This window comes from Antarctobacter sp., assembly GCF_965277915.1.
In the GTDB taxonomy this organism is placed as follows: domain Bacteria; phylum Pseudomonadota; class Alphaproteobacteria; order Rhodobacterales; family Rhodobacteraceae; genus Antarctobacter.
In genome coordinates, this window is record NZ_OZ255849.1 from 4,237,759 (window position 1) to 4,255,771 (window position 18,013).

The 18,013-nt window shown below is 64.4% G+C and carries 26 protein-coding genes; 17 read left to right on the forward strand and 9 right to left on the reverse strand.

Features of this window, described 5'->3' with window-relative positions; translation table 11 throughout:
• Positions 1–160: 160 nt before the first annotated feature.
• Complete coding sequence (locus tag ACQY5B_RS21665) at positions 161–1,372, forward strand: TsoY family (seleno)protein (protein WP_420327444.1); 1,212 nt, start codon at positions 161–163, stop codon at positions 1,370–1,372.
• Positions 1,373–1,529: 157 nt separating this feature from the next.
• Here the strand turns inward: ACQY5B_RS21665 and ACQY5B_RS21670 are convergent, their stop codons facing one another.
• From ACQY5B_RS21670 to ACQY5B_RS21695, 6 genes are all read right to left on the reverse strand, one after another.
• Positions 1,530–2,339: a division plane positioning ATPase MipZ gene (locus ACQY5B_RS21670; RefSeq protein ID WP_420327443.1), complete on the reverse strand. Its 810-nt coding sequence runs from the start codon at positions 2,337–2,339 to the stop codon at positions 1,530–1,532.
• Between the two features lie 144 nt (positions 2,340–2,483).
• Positions 2,484–3,044: a F0F1 ATP synthase subunit B gene (locus ACQY5B_RS21675; protein ID WP_305968018.1), complete on the reverse strand. Its 561-nt coding sequence runs from the start codon at positions 3,042–3,044 to the stop codon at positions 2,484–2,486.
• Between the two features lie 4 nt (positions 3,045–3,048).
• Positions 3,049–3,600, reverse strand: coding sequence for a F0F1 ATP synthase subunit B' (locus ACQY5B_RS21680; RefSeq protein WP_305968017.1), 552 nt, complete (start codon positions 3,598–3,600; stop codon positions 3,049–3,051).
• 85 nt (positions 3,601–3,685) lie between these two features.
• Positions 3,686–3,907, reverse strand: a complete 222-nt coding sequence (locus ACQY5B_RS21685) for a F0F1 ATP synthase subunit C (RefSeq protein WP_043140840.1) — start codon at positions 3,905–3,907, stop codon at positions 3,686–3,688.
• A 76-nt stretch (positions 3,908–3,983) separates the two neighbouring features.
• Complete coding sequence (locus ACQY5B_RS21690) at positions 3,984–4,742, reverse strand: F0F1 ATP synthase subunit A (RefSeq protein ID WP_305968016.1); 759 nt, start codon at positions 4,740–4,742, stop codon at positions 3,984–3,986.
• Entirely contained in the window at positions 4,732–5,148 is a 417-nt protein-coding gene (locus tag ACQY5B_RS21695) for an AtpZ/AtpI family protein (RefSeq protein WP_420327440.1), read from the reverse strand. Before ACQY5B_RS21695 ends, ACQY5B_RS21690 begins: the two co-directional genes overlap by 11 nt.
• A 320-nt stretch (positions 5,149–5,468) precedes the next feature.
• On the opposite strand from ACQY5B_RS21695, the gene ACQY5B_RS21700 reads away from it, so the two are divergent.
• Complete coding sequence (locus tag ACQY5B_RS21700; protein WP_305968014.1) at positions 5,469–5,810, forward strand: ArsR/SmtB family transcription factor; 342 nt, start codon at positions 5,469–5,471, stop codon at positions 5,808–5,810.
• A 21-nt stretch (positions 5,811–5,831) separates the two neighbouring features.
• Here ACQY5B_RS21700 and ACQY5B_RS21705 read toward each other — a convergent pair whose 3' ends face one another.
• Both ACQY5B_RS21705 and ACQY5B_RS21710 read right to left on the reverse strand, forming a co-directional pair.
• Positions 5,832–6,737, reverse strand: coding sequence for a DMT family transporter (locus tag ACQY5B_RS21705; RefSeq protein WP_420327439.1), 906 nt, complete (start codon positions 6,735–6,737; stop codon positions 5,832–5,834).
• A complete protein-coding gene (locus tag ACQY5B_RS21710) occupies positions 6,734–7,615 on the reverse strand; it encodes a LysR family transcriptional regulator (RefSeq protein WP_420327438.1) in 882 nt (293 codons plus the stop codon). Before ACQY5B_RS21710 ends, ACQY5B_RS21705 begins: the two co-directional genes overlap by 4 nt.
• Positions 7,616–7,741: 126 nt before the next feature.
• Here ACQY5B_RS21710 and ACQY5B_RS21715 point away from each other — a divergent pair, with 126 nt between their 5' ends.
• Positions 7,742–8,323, forward strand: coding sequence for an FMN-dependent NADH-azoreductase (locus ACQY5B_RS21715; RefSeq protein ID WP_420327437.1), 582 nt, complete (start codon positions 7,742–7,744; stop codon positions 8,321–8,323).
• Here ACQY5B_RS21715 and ACQY5B_RS21720 read toward each other — a convergent pair whose 3' ends face one another.
• Entirely contained in the window at positions 8,324–8,767 is a 444-nt protein-coding gene (locus tag ACQY5B_RS21720; protein WP_420327436.1) for a hypothetical protein, read from the reverse strand.
• A gap of 308 nt (positions 8,768–9,075) precedes the next feature.
• Between ACQY5B_RS21720 and ffh the strand changes: the two genes are divergently transcribed.
• The 14 genes from ffh (at position 9,076) to ACQY5B_RS21790 (ending at position 17,855) form a co-directional block, all read left to right on the forward strand.
• Positions 9,076–10,578 (forward strand): signal recognition particle protein, encoded by a 1,503-nt coding sequence (ffh, locus tag ACQY5B_RS21725; RefSeq protein WP_420327435.1) that lies wholly within the window; start codon positions 9,076–9,078, stop codon positions 10,576–10,578.
• Positions 10,579–10,581: 3 nt separating this feature from the next.
• Positions 10,582–11,115, forward strand: coding sequence for a GNAT family N-acetyltransferase (locus tag ACQY5B_RS21730; protein ID WP_420327433.1), 534 nt, complete (start codon positions 10,582–10,584; stop codon positions 11,113–11,115).
• Complete coding sequence (locus ACQY5B_RS21735) at positions 11,112–11,639, forward strand: GNAT family N-acetyltransferase (protein ID WP_420327432.1); 528 nt, start codon at positions 11,112–11,114, stop codon at positions 11,637–11,639. Before ACQY5B_RS21730 ends, ACQY5B_RS21735 begins: the two co-directional genes overlap by 4 nt.
• Positions 11,636–12,142 (forward strand): GNAT family N-acetyltransferase, encoded by a 507-nt coding sequence (locus tag ACQY5B_RS21740; RefSeq protein ID WP_420327431.1) that lies wholly within the window; start codon positions 11,636–11,638, stop codon positions 12,140–12,142. Before ACQY5B_RS21735 ends, ACQY5B_RS21740 begins: the two co-directional genes overlap by 4 nt.
• On the forward strand, positions 12,139–12,708 hold the full coding sequence (locus tag ACQY5B_RS21745; protein WP_420327430.1) for a GNAT family N-acetyltransferase: 570 nt from the start codon (positions 12,139–12,141) through the stop codon (positions 12,706–12,708). The genes ACQY5B_RS21740 and ACQY5B_RS21745 overlap by 4 nt, the downstream gene beginning before the upstream one ends.
• Positions 12,708–13,310, forward strand: coding sequence for a GNAT family N-acetyltransferase (locus ACQY5B_RS21750; RefSeq protein WP_305968004.1), 603 nt, complete (start codon positions 12,708–12,710; stop codon positions 13,308–13,310). The genes ACQY5B_RS21745 and ACQY5B_RS21750 overlap by 1 nt, the downstream gene beginning before the upstream one ends.
• A 36-nt stretch (positions 13,311–13,346) precedes the next feature.
• Positions 13,347–13,643 (forward strand): chorismate mutase, encoded by a 297-nt coding sequence (locus tag ACQY5B_RS21755; protein WP_305968003.1) that lies wholly within the window; start codon positions 13,347–13,349, stop codon positions 13,641–13,643.
• A 44-nt stretch (positions 13,644–13,687) separates the two neighbouring features.
• Positions 13,688–14,050: a 30S ribosomal protein S16 gene (rpsP, locus tag ACQY5B_RS21760; protein ID WP_305968002.1), complete on the forward strand. Its 363-nt coding sequence runs from the start codon at positions 13,688–13,690 to the stop codon at positions 14,048–14,050.
• A gap of 51 nt (positions 14,051–14,101) precedes the next feature.
• Complete coding sequence (locus ACQY5B_RS21765) at positions 14,102–14,245, forward strand: hypothetical protein (RefSeq protein WP_305968001.1); 144 nt, start codon at positions 14,102–14,104, stop codon at positions 14,243–14,245.
• Positions 14,242–14,748, forward strand: a complete 507-nt coding sequence (gene rimM / locus ACQY5B_RS21770; RefSeq protein ID WP_305968000.1) for a ribosome maturation factor RimM — start codon at positions 14,242–14,244, stop codon at positions 14,746–14,748. The genes ACQY5B_RS21765 and rimM overlap by 4 nt, the downstream gene beginning before the upstream one ends.
• Positions 14,749–15,045: 297 nt before the next feature.
• Positions 15,046–16,125 (forward strand): hypothetical protein, encoded by a 1,080-nt coding sequence (locus ACQY5B_RS21775; RefSeq protein WP_420327429.1) that lies wholly within the window; start codon positions 15,046–15,048, stop codon positions 16,123–16,125.
• A 72-nt stretch (positions 16,126–16,197) separates the two neighbouring features.
• Positions 16,198–17,001 (forward strand): tRNA (guanosine(37)-N1)-methyltransferase TrmD, encoded by an 804-nt coding sequence (gene trmD, locus ACQY5B_RS21780; RefSeq protein WP_305967998.1) that lies wholly within the window; start codon positions 16,198–16,200, stop codon positions 16,999–17,001.
• Positions 17,002–17,005: 4 nt separating this feature from the next.
• Positions 17,006–17,458 (forward strand): GNAT family N-acetyltransferase, encoded by a 453-nt coding sequence (locus tag ACQY5B_RS21785; RefSeq protein ID WP_420327428.1) that lies wholly within the window; start codon positions 17,006–17,008, stop codon positions 17,456–17,458.
• 61 nt (positions 17,459–17,519) lie between these two features.
• A complete protein-coding gene (locus tag ACQY5B_RS21790) occupies positions 17,520–17,855 on the forward strand; it encodes a hypothetical protein (protein WP_420327426.1) in 336 nt (111 codons plus the stop codon).
• Positions 17,856–18,013 lie beyond the last annotated feature (158 nt).

Genomic DNA, 18,013 nt, shown 5'->3' on the forward strand with positions numbered 1-18,013 from the left:
CGCGCATTGCTTAATCTAAGCTGAACTTGGTTACGAAGTGGTTAACCCTCGAATGGGCGCCATCAATGGCACGCAATCAAGTCTCGCTTTACATTCAGAATTCAGAATGCATATTACATTCCACCATATGAATGTTTTCCGCCTGTCACAGGAGGCCCTCATGGCCAGCGCAGCACAAAGACCCGCAGACAGCTATTCCCCGATCTACTTTCTCGCCTCGCTTGGCGCCGGCGGCATCGCTGTCAGTTTCTTCATGTTCCTCATGTTCTGGGTGCCCCACCCAGGTCAGCCCGTCCCGGTATTCGAAGACATCATGACCGCCTGGGCCAGCGGCGGCCCCTACATGCAGGCCGCGATCGTTGTCGCGATGATCGGCATTGCCGGCTTTGCCTTCCTCAACATCAAGTCGCTGGTCTGGAACCTCACCTCCTACAACGATTTCAGAAAAACCCCGGCCTACGCGGAACTGCGAAATTCCAACGCCGAATCCACCTTGCTTGCGATGCCGCTGGCGCTGGCCATGTCGGTGAACGTCGGCTTCATCATCGGCTTGGTCTTCGTGCCCCGGCTGTGGAGCGTGGTGGAATATCTTTTTCCGTTGGCAATGGTGGCCTTCGGCCTGATCGCGGTGATTGCTTTCCGCATGATCGGGGATTTCCTGGGCCGCGTTCTGGCCAAGGGCGGGCTGTTCGACGTGACCGCGCACAACTCTTTCGCGCAGCTCACCCCGGCCTTTGCCGTGTCGATGATTGCCGTCGGCTTTGCCGCCCCTGCTGCGATGAGCACGAGCGCCACGACGGTCGGTATCGCTCTGGTACTCTCGACCATTCTGGGCACCATTGCGATGTTGTACGCGGCCTTTGCCAGCATCACTGCCTTCGCCTCGATGTTGCAGCACGGCACCGCGCGCGAGGCAAGCCCGACCCTGATGATCATCGTTCCGATCGTCACCGTGCTGGGCATCATGTTCCTGCGCCAGGCGCACGGGCTGCATTCAGCCTTTGATGCGCATGGCGACGCCGGTGAAACGATGGTCTTCCTTGCCCGCCTGCTGGGCATCCAGCTGGCCTTCCTCGGTCTGGGTGCCGTGGTGCTCAAGGCGCAGGGATACTTCAGCGATTTCGTGATGGGGACCAAGACCTCGCCGGGTTCCTACGCGCTGGTCTGTCCCTTCGTGGCACTTGCGGTGATGATCCACTTCTTTGCCAACAAGGGCCTTGTCGCCGCCGGTGTCGTCGACAAGTTCGACCTGGCCTACTGGGGCGTTACCGGACTGGCCATCGCATCGCAGGTCGTCGCCATCGCCCTGGTGCTGCGCCTGAACCGGCAGCACTTTGCCAAGGCAGCCCCCGCGGCGGTTCCGGCCGAGTAACGCCGCTTCGGATTCTCGGCAGAGTTTATGGGCCGGACCTGTCGGTCCGGTCTTTTTCCTTGCCGCCAAGGCGGCGCCGGGGACTCTGCCCCCGGACCCCCGGAGGTATTTCAGGCCCAAAGAAACACAGGCCTATACGGGTCCCAACGCAGTGGGCCTAGAAATTGACCGTGACGTCCGGAAGTTTCAGCGACTTTACGAGGTCGCGCACCTCTTGCCGAGCGGCGATGTTCGACAGGCTCAGGCTGCGCACGCCAATGTCCCGCAGGTCGAGCAAGGTCAGGCCGCGCGGGAACAATTCACGGAACACCACCCGTTCCGAAAACCCGGGCGCCACGCGAAAGCCGATGCGTTTCGACAGGGTCGCGACCGCCTTTTCCATCTTGGCCTTGTTGATCATCTGCTGGGCACCGATCCGGTTGCGCAACACGATCCAGTCCATCGGCTTCAACCCCGCCTGCGCCCGCAGTTGCCGCGCCGACCAGACCATCTCGGCATAGACCGACGGTCCGGCAATGGTTTCGCCATCGCCCTCGATCCGCGCGAGCAGGTCGAAATCCACGAAACTGTCGTTCAGGGGCGTCACCAGCGTATCGGCCAGCGAATGCGCCACCTGCGCCAGCCGTGTGTAAGCGCCGGGGCAGTCGATGATGATGAAATCCGACTTGGGCTCCAGCTCGGCCACGGCACGGCTGAGACGGTTGTCGGCGGCCTGTTCACCGGCGGCGAGCGCCGTGGGATCGGCCTCTGGCAAGGCCATGTATCCCGGCACCGGCAGGTCACGCTCTTCCTTCTTGAGCCAGGCACGGCGGTTGGCCAGGTAGCGCCCCAGGCTTTGCTGCCGCAGGTCAAGGTCCAGCGTCCAGACCCGATGTTCCATGCGCGCCAGCGCCGTCGCGACATGCATCGAGATCGTCGACTTGCCCGCGCCTCCCTTTTCGTTACCCACAACGATGATATGTGCCACGCCTCAACCTCTGTCCTGGTTCGGCCGCGATTTCTCTCGCGGACCGGTCTTGCCGCCTGTGCCGGCGATTGGGCCCCGACGGGGCCTTCAACGCGCAAGGCCCGGCACTCTGGCCGGGCCTCGTCACTGTCCCTCGGGACGCGATCAGTGGAGCTTGGCGCTCACGTCTGCGATCGCGTCGTCGATCAGCTTGCCCGCGCTGTCGGCGGTCATCTGCTCGGCCACCACGTTGCGCGCGGCGGCAACGGCTACGGCAGCGGCACGGTCGCGCACTTCCTTGACGGCAGCCGCCTCGGCCGAGGCGATCTGGCCTTCGGCAGCCTGCAGACGGCGGGCGATCGAAGCCTGGATGTCGGCCTTGGCCTGCTCGGCGGCCAGTTCGGCCTCCTGCTTGGCATGGGCGACGATACGGTCGGCCTGACCCTGCACTTCGCGCTGCTTGCGCTCGTAGCTGGCCAGCAGCGACTGCGCTTCTTCGCGCAGCTTGCGCGCTTCGTCCAGTTCGTCCTGGATGCCCTCGGCCCGCTTGTCCAGCAGACCCATCAGCAGACCCGGCACCTTGAAGTAAACCAGGACCGCGATGAACAGAAGGAAGCCCAGCAGCACCACGAAATCGGTGTTGCCCAGCGAAAAGAACGGACCCGAAGCAGCGGCAGCCGGTGTCGCGGCCAATGCGGCGATTGCGGGAAGGATGAGTTTCTTCATGACCTTACCCTTTCAACTGCGCGTCGACCGCAGCGGCGATCTTGGCGTCGTCGGCGGATGCCCCCAGGGCCGCCACGATGGCGCCTGCGGTGTCCTTGGCCACGACTTCGACATTGGCAAGGGCGCTGTCGCGGATCTCGGCGATGGCCTTCTCCGACTCGGCAGCCTTGGCCGCGATTTCCGCGTCGGCCTTTTCCATTGCGACGTCGAGGTCGGCCTTGATGTCGTCACGCGCCTTTTGCGCGATGGTCTGGGCCTCGGCCCGTGCATCGGCAAGCGCCTTGTCATAAGCGGCTTCGGCTTCTTCTGCCTTGCGCTTGAGATCTTCGGCAGCGGCGATGTCGTTGGTGATCGTCCCCTGGCGTTCCGCCAGAACGGCCGCGATCCGCGGCAGGGCGATGCGGGCCAGCACAAAGTAGATCACGACCAGCGTGATCACCAGCCAGAAGACCTGGTTGCCGATCCAGTCACCGCAGAGCTGCGGCATCCCGACGGCGCTGCCGCCGGCGTCAACGCAGGTGCTTGCGGCTTCGGCCCCGTGAGTTTCGGTCGCCATGTTGTCCTCCGTCGGAACTTGTCTCTACATCGGGCGGTCAGGCGTGCCTGACCGCCCGCGCGTAAGGATCGTTAAGTTCCGTGGATCAGACGGCGAACATCAGCAGCAGCGAGACCAGGAACGAGAAGATGCCCAGTGCTTCTGCGAATGCGATGCCGATGAAGAGGGTGGCGGTCTGCGAAGCAGCTGCCGAAGGGTTGCGCAGGGCGCCTGCCAGGAAGTTGCCGGCAACGTTGCCCACACCGATGGCGGCTGCGCCCGAACCGATTGCTGCGAGACCGGCGCCGATGAAGTTGAGACCTTCCATTGTGTATCTCCTTACGATTGGAAGTTTCTGTATCGAGGTGTTCTTTGCGTGGGGCGGGGCTCACCCCGCCGCTGCGTCAGTGATGCGGGTGCAATGCGTCCTTGAGGTAGACGCAGGTCAGGATCGTGAAGACATAGGCCTGGATGAAGGACACCAGGATCTCCAGCCCGTACATCGCGGTGATCGCGACCACCGACAGCGGGCTGATTGCAGCGATGGCGGCAAAGCCCGCGAAGACCTTGATCACGGCGTGGCCTGCCATGACGTTGCCCGCAAGACGAATGGAGTGGCTGACCGGACGCACGAAGTACGAGATCAATTCGATCAGGGCCAGGACCGGGCGCAGCGCCAGCGGCGCGCTGGACACCCAGAAGAGGCTCAGGAAACCGGCGCCGTTCTTGACGAAGCCCAGCACGGTCACGGTCAGGAAGACCGAGAGCGCCAGAACGACGGTAACGGCGAAATGCGAGGTGGTGGTGAAGCTCATCGGGATCAGGCCAAGGAAGTTGGCGAAAACGATGAACATGAACAGGGTCATGATGTAGGGGAAGTACTTCAGCCCGTCCTTGCCGGTCACGTCCTCGACCATCTTGTAGACGAAGCCGTAGGCCAGCTCGGCCACCGACTGCGACCGCGACGGCACGATCGCGCGCTTGGAGGTGCCGACAACCATCATCAGGACAACGGCGACGATGGCCAGGAACAGCCAGAGCGTCACGTTGGTGATGGTGAACATGCCCACTTCGCCGTGGCCGAACAGCGGCTTGACGATGAACTGGTCCATCGGGTGGAACACCAGGCCGCCGTCTGCCGTTTCTGCGCTTTCAGTCGCCATCTCTTTTCCCCTCATCCGCTCCGGTCAACCGGGCGCTGTCGTTCGTGCCCCCGTCGGGGCGGTCCGCCTTGGCCCGCTCGGGGCCTGTTCCGGACTCCGGTCCGGAACCCTGTTTCGCCTGGACCTCTTTCGCCGTCCGCAGCATCACGTTGATGCCCGCAGCGATGCCCAGCAATGAGAACACCACCATCAGCAACGGCGTGGTGCCCAGGAGAGCGTCGAGCCCGTATCCGATCCCGAACCCGATCCCCAGACCGGCCACCATTTCCGTCACCATCCGCCAGGCGATATTGGCCTGCGAGTAGTGTTCTTCCTGATGGGCCTTCTCCACTTTGCGTCCCGCCTTGTAGGCGCTCAGCTTGGCGTCCAGGTCATCCAGCTTACGCTTGGGGTCGGGGTCGCTCACGGTGCAGATGGCTCCGGTCAGGGTTGGCATGGTGCTATGCCGGGGCGCGCGTTGAGTCAACATGCATGGCAGAGTGGACAAAAGCGCCCCAAAACACTGCTTTTAAAGGTAAAAATTCGACACCCTTGCACGACGGTCATTCCGCCGCAGCCCATTCGGGCGGCAAACATGCTGCAAATGCAAATTCAACTTTTCGGTTGAGTTTTCGTCAGGACCCGCCCAAACCGACGCAAACCGCTCAGGATCGCCCCCATGTTCGCCAATCCCGTCCATTGCAGCAGACAGCCGACCGTGGCGGCTGTATTCCGTTCCGGGACAAGATGAGCGACCGGCTGGATACCGTCTTTGCCGCGCTTGCCGATCCGACGCGCCGCCGTATCCTGTCGATGCTGCTGGAGGACGACATGGCAGTGACCGATGTCGCCCACCCGTTCGAGATGTCACTGGCCGCGATTTCGAAACACCTCGTCATCCTGACCCGCGCCGGCCTTATCAGCCAGGAAAAGCGGGGACGGGTCAAATGGTGCAAGCTGGAACCGGACGCCCTGCGTGAGGCCAGCATCTGGATGCAGGCCTTCGGCCAGTTCGACCAGTTCGATCTGGACGGCTTCGAACGTTTCCTGGAACAGGAGTTGGCCCCGGCGCCCGATGGCAAACCCTGAGGCCATCAAAACAAGGGCGCCTCAGGCCGCGGTCGCCTCCTCGGGCTTTTCCTCGTCCTTGAGCAGCAGCAACAGCGAGAAGGCGGTCAGCGCCACGCCCGGCAGGACCATCGCCGTCGGCACGCCCCGCCCCAGCACCAGTTCCCACAGGATCACGCAGGACGGCACGATATAAGTGTAGGCCATGACCTTGGCCGCCGGCAGTCGCAGGGCCGCGTACCGCAGGATCAGGAAGGTCACGCCGGTCGCCGCCAGTGCGACGTAGAGGATCGTCCACCACACGATCATCGGCAACGCGCCCCAGTCCATCGCCAGCAGGTCCGGCCCGGCCCAGATGCACAGGATCACCGACCCGGCGGTCAGGATGCCCGCGTTGAAGGCGATACCGGATTCCCCGCGGCTCAGCTTGCGCAGCATTGGCGCGTAGAGGGCATGCGCGACGCAGCCCCAGAAGTAGATCGCCTCGCCCCGCCCGACCTCGAACCGCATCAGGGCCGCAAGGTCGGCATCAAAGATCACCCAGAGCGCGCCGATCCCGCCGATGACGATGGCCAGCGCCATGCGGGCCGTGGTGATCTGCTGCACGACCAGGTAGCCAAAGATCGCCGTCAGGGCCGGGTTCAGTGTAAAGACCGCCGCCATGCTGACCGGGGCCGCCGTCTTGAGACCCTCGAACATGGTCACGAAATAGACGACGAAGAGCCCCGCCAAGACAAAATACCGCCAGGGCGCGTCAAAGACCGCTCGCGTCACCTTGCCCGTCGCCAGCGCCCATCCCCAGAGCACCGCGCCGGCCAACAGGAACCGCACCGCGTTCAGAACCTCGGGCTCGATGAAGGGGGCCGCCATTGCCCCCAGCGAAAACGACCCCGAAACCAGCATGGCAAAGCCCAGCATGGCGAGGTGCCCACGCCCCGCCTCGCTCATCGGGCCGATCCCTCTCCGGCGAAGGCCTTGAGATGCGACAGGAAGGCCTGGACCTTGGCGGTCCGGTGGAGATCGACATGCGTCACCAGCCAGAGGGGCGAGGCCCATTCCTCGCGCGGGGGCATGACCTGCACCAGTTCCGGGCGCAGCGCGGCCTCGCGCGTACCCATGAAGCCGATCCCCGCGCCCTCGGCCACCGCGGCCTCGAGCACGCGGGTATCCGTACTGCGGAAGACAACGTTGTCCGCCGGCACATGCCCGCGCAGCCAACGCGCAAAGGGCGCGCGGCTTTCGGGATCGTCATGAGAGACGAAGAAATGATCCTTGAGACCGTCTTCGTCCTCGGGCATCCCGTGACGGTCGATGTAGTCGCGATGCGCGTACAGCGCGATGTCCTGGCGGGCAAAGCTCTGCACGACGTTGTCGGGCTCCTGCGGCGCGGGACCGGCGCGCAGCGCCACATGCGCCTCGCCGTATTCCAGCCGGAACACCCGGTCGTCGGTCAGAAAACGCACGATCACATCCGGGTATTGCGCGCGGAAACTGGTCAGCGCCGGGACCAACAGCGGAGCGAAGGCCACCAGCGACGTGACCAGCAGATCGCCCGCCACCTCGTTGCCGCGCCCCTTGATGCGGCCCTCCAGCTGCTGCAACTGGTCGTCGGTGGTCTGCGCCACGCGCATCAGGTCATGGCCCGCCTCGGTCGCCGTATAGCCGCGCGCATGTCGCTGGAACAGCTTGACACCCAGCCGCCCCTCCAGCGCGTCGATATGGCGGATCACCGTGGCATGGTGCACGCCCAGCACCTCTGCGGCGCCGCTGACCGTGCCCAGGCGCGCGACCTGGTAGGCCGTGCGGATCTCATCCCAGTTGTCCATATGCACCTCGCTTGGCAGACTGCGCATTTGCGCACATTACTTGCGCTTGATGCGGCATTGCGTTCACAAATGCAATGGTCAAGTTATCGGTCATCCAATTCAACGCTCCTGGAAAGGACCGGACACATGACCGATACCGTTCTCCGCATCGACGCCTCTGCCCGCGTCACGGATTCCGTCAGCCGCCAGTTGGCCGACCAAGTGATCTCGCGCCTGAATCCCGCCACCGTCGTCTCGCGCGATCTGGTGGAAAACGTGCCCCAGATCGACACTGGCTGGCTGGAGGCCAATGGAACCCCTGAGGGCGACCGCACCCCGGACCAGCGCGCCCGCCTTGCGCTGTCCGACGCGCTGATCGAGGAACTGCGCGCCGCAGACACGCTGGTAATCGCGCTGCCGATCTACAATTTCGGCGTTCCGTCGGGTTTCAAGGCCTGGTTTGACCAGATCGCCCGGGCCGGCATCACCTTCCGCTATACCGAAGAAGGCCCCGAGGGCCTGATGACCGGCAAGCGCGCCATCATCACGGTTGCCTCGGGCGGCACCGAGGTCGATGGGCCGATCGACTTTGCAACCCCGTGGTTGCGTCATGTTCTGGGCTTCATCGGCATCACCGACGTCCAGGTTGTCCGCTCGGACCGCCAGATGATCGACCCAGAGGCATCGAAAGCCCGCGCCGAGGAAGACCTGTCGCGTCTCGCGGCCTGATCAGGACGACGCGGCCGTCAGCGTGCTCCGTCCGAGCAGTCCCTGAACCTCGCGATCCCCCGGATCCAGCTCTGCGTATAGCAGCGCGTCCGTGGGGTCGCGGAACACCTCCAGCGGATAGGGCCTCTGGGCCTTGACCGCATCCCGGTACAGACGACAGATGCCATAATTCACCTTGCCCGGCGCAAAGATGGAAGTGCGCGCCCGCGGGTCGCGCGCCTCGTGATAGGCGCTCAGCCGATGCGCCAGCCGCGCGGTCTCGGCGAAAAAGTCATCCGGGAACTGGCAATCCATGACGTCCAGCAACGTATGCTGTCCACCGTCGAACAACGGGTCCGACCGGTATCGCAGCAAGGTTTCCATGTTCTGATCCACGGTGATCTTTCCCCGGAACAGGACCAGGACGATGTTCAGACGCGGATAGACCTGATAAGTGGCGGGCATGTCGGAGCGGCTTTTTTGTGCTGTGGGCGATGTTCCGCGCTCGTTGCCATATTCCCCTCCCTTTCGGCAACGTGACCATTTGGCCCTTGATCTGCGGGATATTGACTCACGCCTCCGTCTCCCCTAACAGCACTCCATCTCCGGGAGTCCTATGGCCTTCCGGTCCCTTGGGGTTTGCCCGGGATCGCCCTCCGTCAGCGCGTTGCGCCCACGGGGGCTCTCGCGCTTTGACCCATCCGATTGTGATGCACGCCGCGCGCCCTTAACTTGAGAGGCGCAATACGAAGGAAAAGGAGGCCCTGCGCCCCATGTTCGAAAATCTCTCCGAACGCCTCGGCGGCGTCTTCGATCGTCTGACCAAGCAGGGCGCCCTCTCTGAGGATGACGTCCGCACCGCGCTGCGCGAGGTTCGCGTGGCCCTGTTGGAGGCCGACGTTTCTCTGCCCGTGGCGCGCCAGTTCATCAAGGCGGTCGAGAAGAAGGCCACCGGCGCCGCCGTCACCAAGTCCGTCACACCCGGCCAGCAGGTCGTCAAGATCGTCCATGACGAGCTGATCGCCGTCCTGGCCGGCGAGGATGGTGAGCCGGGCAAGCTTCGCATCGACAGCCCGCCCGCGCCGATCCTGATGGTCGGCCTGCAGGGCGGCGGCAAGACGACCACCACCGCCAAGCTCGCCAGGCGCCTGAAAGAGCGGGACGGCAAGAAGGTCCTGATGGCCTCGCTCGACGTCAACCGCCCGGCAGCGATGGAACAGCTGGCCATCCTCGGCCAGCAGATCGGCGTCGACACGCTGCCCATCGTCAAGGGTGAGGACCCGGTCGCCATTGCCAAGCGCGCCAAGACGCAGGCGGGCCTTGGTGGCTATGACGTCTACATGCTGGACACCGCCGGGCGCCTGTCCATCGACGAAGAGCTGATGGCCCAGGTCGAGGCGGTGCGCGACGTCGCCAACCCGCGTGAAACGATCCTCGTGGTCGACGGCCTGACCGGTCAGGACGCGGTGCACACGGCGGAAAACTTCGACAACCGCATCGGCATCACCGGTGTCGTCCTGACCCGGATGGACGGCGACGGCCGCGGCGGCGCCGCCCTGTCGATGCGCGCCGTGACCGGCAAGCCGATCAAGTTCGTCGGCCTTGGCGAAAAGATGGACGCGCTCGAAACCTTCGAGCCGGACCGGGTCGCGGGCCGGATCCTTGGCATGGGCGACATCGTCGCGCTGGTCGAAAAAGCGCAACAGACGCTCGAGGCCGAACAGGCTGAGCGCATGATGAAGCGCTTCCAGAAGGGTCAGTTCAACATGAACGACCTCAAGATGCAGCTGGAACAGATGATCAAGATGGGCGGCATGGAGGGCATGATGTCCATGATGCCCGGCATGGGCAAGATGGCCAAGCAGATGGACGGCGCGGGCATCGACGACAAGATGCTGCGCCAGCAGATCGCGCTGATCCAGTCGATGACGAAGAAAGAACGCGCCAACCCGCAGATCCTGCAGGCCAGCCGCAAGAAACGCATCGCCAAGGGCGCGGGCATGGAGGTTGCCGACCTCAACAAGCTGCTGAAAATGCAGCGCCAGATGTCCGACATGATGAAGAAGATGGGCAAGATGGGCAAAGGCGGCATGCTGAAACAGGCCATGCGCGGCATGTTCGGCGGCAAGGGTGGCCTGCCGCCGGAAATGGCCCAGGGAATGGACCCCAAGGCGCTGGAGGCCGCGGCCAAGCAGATGGGAGCCAAGGGCGGCCTGCCCGGTCTTGGAGGTGGGGCACTGCCCCCCGGCCTTTCCGGATTGGGCAAGAAGAAATAAGCCGTGCCCGCCCCGACCCTGCATACCCCGCGCCTGACGCTGCGCGCCCATACGATGGGCGATCTCGAACAGCTTTGTGATCTGTTCGGGACCGAGCGCGCGCGGTTCATGGGTGGCCCGATGCAGCGCGTGCAGGCTTGGCGCTGGCTGGCGTCCGAGGTGGCGATGTGGGACCTCATGGGGCACGGTGCGTGGGGGATCGAAACCCGGGACGGCCAATTTGTCGGTCAGATCGGGCTGAACAAACCGCCGCATTTCCCCGAGTGTGAACTCGGCTGGACCTTGCTGGAGACCGGTGAGGGCAAGGGCTATGCCCAAGAGGCCGCGATGGCCGTGCTGATCTGGGCTTGGGCGCAGGGGATGCGGACGCTGGTGTCCTACATCGCGCCGGACAACAGCCGCTCTATCGCGCTGGCGCGGCGCCTTGGTGCGACCCACGACCCGGATGCGCCGCTGCCCGCGGGCGAAATCGCAGAAGACACCATCGTGTACCGCCATGCGCCGGATACGGACGGCAGCCCGGAGGCCTACGCATGAGCCTGACCAATGCCCCCCGCCTGGAGACCGACCGCCTGATCCTGCGCGGACCGGAAAAACGCGACGCCGAGGCGGTCATCGCCTTCCTGCAGGACCCTGTGCGCGCCGACGGCTTTGGCCACATCCCCCAGCGCAGCGATGCCTGGCGTTGGTTCACCTTGAACGTCGGCCACTGGCACTGGCACGGCTATGGCTATTTCGTGATCGAGGTGAAAGAGACCGGCGAAACCGCCGGGATCTGCGGCATCTGGAACCCTGAAACCTGGCCCGAACCGGAACTGGGCTGGGTGGTTTTCGACGGATTCGAAGGCAAGGGCATCGCGCGCGAGGCCGCCGAACGCGCCCGCCGCTGGGCCTACGAGGACCTGGGCTTTACCACGTTGACGTCAAACATCGTTCCCGGCAACACCCGGTCCGCCGCGTTGGCCACACGATTGGGGGCCGTTTACGAACGCACCTACCACAATGAGAACATGGGCGAGGACGACCTCTGGCGCCACCCCGGACCGGAGGCGCTGGCATGATCCCGGCCATTTCACTGACAACGGACCGCCTTATCCTGCGCACGCCGCGCGAAGAGGATTTTCCGGTCGTGGCCCGTTTCATGGCCTCCGCGCGCGCCCGTTTCGTGGGCGGGCCGGTTGCGGACGAATTCGATCAGTGGCGCGGGTTTCTCTCGGGCTTCGGTCACTGGGCGCTGCGCGGCTACGGTTTCTTCATGGTCGAGCACCAGGGCGAAATGGTCGGTCGCGTCGGCCTCGTCAATCACGTCATGTGGGACGAACCCGAACTGGGCTGGCATGTCTTCGACGGTTTCGAGGGCAGGGGCTATGCCACGGAAGCCGCGGCATGCGTGCGGGATTGGGCTGCGGCAGAGCGCGGCCTCGGTCCGCTGATTTCCTACATCCACCCCGACAACATGCGCTCGCGCCGGGTTGCCGAACGGCTTGGCGCGCATCTGGAACGTTTCACCGAACTGCTGGGACATCCGGCCGAAGTCTGGCGCCACACCGGGGGACAGCCATGATCGCCCCTTGCGAACGTCACATCCCGGGGCCCGGGGCCCGCGTCGCCGCCCGACTGGGTGGTCGGCTGCCGGTGCTCGACACACGGCGCCTGCAATTGCGCGGTCCGCGGATCTATGACTTCGACGCCTACGCCACGATCCTCTGTTCCGACCGTGCGATCCACATGGGCGGCCCCATGAACCGCGCCAGCGCCTGGGCGGATTTCACCAACTATTGCGCCTGCTGGCTGCTGCATGGATTCGGGCTCTGGACCATCGACGCAAACACCACGCCCTCGGCGGGATTTGCGCTGATCGGCTATGAATACGAAGACCCCGAGCCCGAGCTGGGCATCTTCCTGACCGCCGAGGCCGAGGGCCACGGCTATGCCACCGAGGCGGTCGCAGCAGTGCGCGCCCATGCCTTCGAGGCGCTGAATTGGGACAGCATCGTGTCCTATGTCGCCCCCGAAAACGACCGCTGCATCAGCTTGATGACCCGGCTTGCCGCCCGCCGCGACGCCGAGGCAGAGGCCGCGCTGTCCGACGATACCCTTGTCTTCCGCCACGACAAGGAGGCCGCCTGATGGGTCATCGCGACATCCCTGTCCTGGAAACCGAAAGGCTGATCCTGCGCGGGCCGGCGCCCCAGGATTATCCCGATTTCAAGGCCACCTTCGCCTCCTACCGGTCGCGGTTCATGGGCGGGCCACTGAACGCCTACGAGACCTGGATGCTCTATGCCGCCGAAATCGGCCATTGGGAAATCCGCGGGTTCGGCATGTGGATGATCCACCTGCGCGAGACGTCGGAAACCGTAGGCATGGCCGGCGGCTGGTTCCCGGCGAAATGGCCAGAGCGCGAGATCGCCTGGATCATCTGGCCCGACAAGGCCGGCAAGGGCTATGCGCTGGAGGCAACCGACAGGGTGCGGCGGTATTTCTATCATGACCTGGGGTGGGAAAGCGCCGTCAGCTACATCGACCCCAAGAACCTGGACTCGATCCGACTTGCCGAGCGCCTGGGTTGCAAGAAGGATGCCGACGCCCCTTCGATCGACGGCAACGACGCGGTCTATCGCCACCCTTCCCAGGAGGATCTGCGCGGCCAGATCGGTCATGGCGTCGCGATGGAAATCGCGCATTACCAGGATCCGCTGTTCAAACCGAAAGGCTGGGCCGTTGACTGACCTGACCTGCCCCGTTTTGCCCGAAAGGACCGCACAATGACCGATCCAGTCACCCGCGCAGCGGAATTGCTGAAGGAACATCGCGACAGCATCGACCGGCTCGACGCGATCCTTGTGTTCACGCTGGCCGAACGGTTCAAGCACACTCAGGCCGTGGGCGTCCTCAAGGCGCAGCACGAGCTTCCCCCATCCGACCCCGCGCGCGAGGAAAAACAGATCGCGCGGCTCCAGGATCTTGCGACCCAGGCCGACCTCGACCCGGAGTTCGCCAAGAAATTCCTGAATTTCGTCATTCAGGAAGTCATCCAGCACCACAAGCAACACCAGACGTAAGACGGCCCTGCCCGTCTTCAGCCATTCGACAAAGGAGAAAACAAATGGCAGTCAAGATTCGTCTCGCCCGCGGCGGCTCGAAAAAGCGTCCCTTCTACCGCATCGTGGCCGCCGACAGCCGCATGCCGCGCGACGGCCGCTTCATCGAGAAGCTGGGCACCTACAACCCGCTCCTGCCCAAGGACAGCGAAGAGCGCGTCAAGATGGACGTCGAGCGCATCCAGTACTGGCTGGGCGAAGGCGCACAGGCCACCGACCGCGTGTCGCGCTTCCTCGAAGCCGCCGGCGTGATCGAGAAGAAAGAGCGCAACAACCCCAAGAAGGGCACCCCGGGCAAGAAGGCCCAGGAACGTGCTGAAGAGAAGGCAGAGAAAGCCGCTGCAGCGGCTGGCGCCGACTCGGAATAAGTTCCGGTCAGCGGGACGGCGGGCCACCCCCGCCGTCCTGCCCCTTTTCCCATGTTTCGCCTGTTGCGCAGTTTCATCCTGTTGGTGATCGCCTTCACCGCCGGGTTTCTCTATTCCGAATTGACATGGCATGATCGCTGTGAGGACAAGGGAGGCGAGGCCCGTGATGGCGTCTGTTTCGGAATATCCCAATGACTGACACGATCTGCGTCGGCGCGATTGCAGGCGCCTTTGGCGTCCAAGGCGAGGTGCGCCTCAAGAGTTTCACCTCCGACCCGCTGGCGGTGGCCGATTATTCGCCGCTCAGCACCGAAGATGGCGCGCGCCTCTTCGACATCGAGATCACCCGCGAAATCAAGAACGGCTTTGCCGCTCATCTGTCCGGTGTCCGGACCAAGGAAGAGGCCGATGCCCTCAAGGGCACGCGCCTCTATGCGCCGCGCGACCGGCTGCCCAACCTTCCCGACGACGAATATTATCACGCCGACCTGATCGGCCTGCCGGTTTTCGACACCGGCGGCGTCGAACTGGGCAAGGTCCGCGCGGTGCAGAACCACGGTGCCACCGATCTGCTGGAACTTCAGGTTCCGGGCAAGTCCAGTACGGTGCTTCTGCCCTTCACCTTGGCGGCGGTTCCGACGGTCGACCTGACGGCGGGCCGGATCGTGGCCGATCCGCCCGAAGGCCTGTTCGACTGACCACCCGGCCTGCATCGGCTGCGCGTATCGTGCCATAGTTGATGCCGAACGCGCCACGGCAACCTGCATCCGTGACTCGCTTTGGCCCTGTTTCCAATCGGATTTTGACCGCATCCGCGCCACGCCCGGCAGGATTGCCCACGACTTGAAGACGGCCCGCCAGAATACCCGGTAATGTCGCCGTCCGCCTACGGAAAGTGGGCGAATTGGGCCGTCGCGCGCCACGTTCAAGCCGCAATTTTCGGCCAATTTTGGCCACATTCGAAATGGATTTGAGGGATTACCGTGGACGCATTCGTGTATCGACTCGGACTGGCAGGCGTGGCCATTGGACCGGCCTTTCTGGCCACGCTGCTCCCTGCCTCTGCCATCGGCGTACCGATCGGCCTGGCCATCGGCGGGGTAGGCAGCCTCTATGCGCTCACGACCTCGTTGCGCGGACGCAAGGCGCGCCCGCGTCCGTCCGGCCCTGTGCTCCTGCGTCGCGCCTCGTTGCGCAGGCGTTCCGCCAAATTGCCCTCGACAGCGGAGCAACGCCTGGCACTGGCCGATACGCTCGCCGCCGCCGTGGACCTGCGCGCCGAACCCGAGGCCCCGCCGACCCGCGAAACCGCCATCGCACGTATTTTGGGGCGCATTCTGGACAGTTGGAACGTCACGGACCTTTCCGAGCTTTCGCGCGACATGACGATCGCACTGACCCAGCTGGAACGCCTGCTGAAGGCAGGCCCCGGCGAGGCCGGTCGCATCGCACAGATGTTCCAGCGTCCCGACGTGGTGCTGAAACTGCGCGAAGAGATCGAAAGGATCGCCGAGGCCCGCGTCGCCTACGACCGCGCCTTTGCCGCCTTTCAGGCCACTGCTCTGATGTTCGCCGCCAGCCCTCGGCCCCGCACACTGACAGAAGCGCTGCACAGCCTCGGAACGGTGGACGAGGATCTGTGGCATCGAATCGTGCTGGAACATGATCCGGCCGACCCGGCGCAGCGCAGCGCGGCCCTCTGGTGCGTGACCCAGCCCGAATGCGATCGGGCAACGGTCGCGGCCTACCTTGCCCGTCTGCCCGAGGAGGCACAGTTGCAGAACGCCGAAATCGACGGAGATCTCGACTTTCTGGCGCAGGTGCGCCGCATCATCGACAACTGCAACGCCGGGATCTACCGCACCCAGGAACTGGCCCATGTGCCGGACAGAGACAGTGCCCCCGCCCTTGCGGAGGAACTGGACGGGCTTGCCGTGCTGAATCGCGAAGCCCGCTGGCCGGACCCGCAATGCATCCTTGTCTCGCTCGAAGGCCGCACCCCTCGACCGCGTCCGGCCTGGGACATCGCCCAGGGCGGCCTTGTCGCCGCGCCGCACCGGGCTGACTATCTTTAAGATTAAGCCACATCCTTGCTCCCTGCCCCCGGCTCGGGCTAAAGGGCGCGTCAAAGCAGGACGCCCTTACCCATGACAGACAAGTCCCCCCCGGCCCGATCCCACGGACGCAAGACGATCCGCCCCACGCTCAAGCCCCGCGAGCTGATGGACCCGGAGGCAGAGCTGGCCCGCGCATGGCGCGCTCAGGTCATCACCCTGTTCCCCGAGGCCTTTCCCGGAACGCTTGGCCTGTCCCTGACCGGCAAGGCACTGAAGGACGGGCTCTGGCAGTTGAACACCGTTCCGCTGCGGGCCTTCGGCGAGGGCAAGCACCGCAACGTCGATGACACCCCCGCCGGCGGTGGCGCTGGCATGGTGCTGCGCCCCGATGTCATGGGCGCCGCGATCGAGACCGCGCGCGCCACCCAGCACGCGGGGGCGCCGCTGGTCTACCTGTCGCCGCGTGGCCGGCCGTTCACGCAGGGCATGGCGCGCGACCTGGCCACTCGTCCCGGTATCACCATGATCTGCGGCCGTTTCGAGGGGCTGGACCAGCGCGTGATCGACCATTTCAACATCGCCGAGGTATCCATCGGCGACTATGTCCTGACCGGCGGCGAGATTGCCGCGCAAGTCATGCTGGATGCCATCGTCCGGCTGCTGCCCGGCGTCCTGGGCAATGCCGAGTCCGCCGAGGAGGAAAGCTTTTCCGACGGGTTGCTGGAGCATCCGCAATACACCCGCCCCGCCGAATGGCAGGGCCGGGCGATCCCGCCGGTTCTGCTGTCCGGCAATCACGGCGCGGTCGAGACCTGGCGCCGTGCGGAATCCGAGAAACTGACACAGGAACGCCGCCCGGATCTCTGGCAGGCCCATCTTGGGAAAGACGACTGACCCAGTGATCAGCTTTCGCCGCGCCACCGCCGAGGACCTGCCCGCCATCGTCGCCCTGCTCGCCGACGATGATCTTGGCGCGAGGCGCGAGGACGCTTCTCTGCCGTTGAACCAGGCCTATGTCTCGGCCTTTGCCGGGATCGACGCGGACCCGAACCAGTTGCTTGCCGTAGCTGTCCGAGACACGGAAATCCTGGGCTGCCTTCAGATCACGTTCCTGCCCGGCCTGTCCCGAAAGGGCGCCTGGCGGGGCCAGATCGAATCCGTGCGCATCGCCCGCGCGGCGCGGGGCGAGGGGCTTGGCCGGCAGATGTTCCACTGGGCAATCGAGACCTGTCGCGCCCGCGGGTGCGCCCTTGTCCAGTTGACCTCTGACTCGGCCCGTCGCGAGGCGCATCGGTTCTATGAAAGCCTTGGCTTCTCGGGCAGCCACACCGGCTTCAAGCTGGCGCTCTGAACCGCTTTACAGGTTGGACGACCCGTGCCAGCCTACCCCGATCCAGTCTCGGAGAGCCGTCATGCGCTTTGCCCCCACTCTTGCCCTTTGCCTACTCGCCGTGCCGGCCCTTGCCTGGGAGCACACCGTGGAATGGCGGTTCCAGGGGCCCGAAATCGCGGGCTTTCGGATCATCACCCCGGACTTCGAAGAGGATCCGGAGTTGCTGGAAGTGTCGCTGTCCCACCAGCACTATGGCGACACCGTCATAACCATCGAGGCCGACAACGGACTGGGCGACTGTGCCGATACTCTGTCCTTTGCGCAGGGCAATCCCTTCGTGGCGGTTGTCCTGACCGCGAACCTGAACGCGCAGACCATGAACGGCACCACGCTGGTGCAATGTTCGACACGTTGAACGCCCAAACCCTTGACGCTACGGCAGGTTAATTCGGCATTCACTTTCGGAGGCTTTTGGCTATCTTGCTGAAAACTTGATTGTTTCGGGTTAGCCATGTCCATGTTTTACCATCGTGGAGGGGATTTCTGCCCCACCCCGTCCCGCCCGGTTTTGCC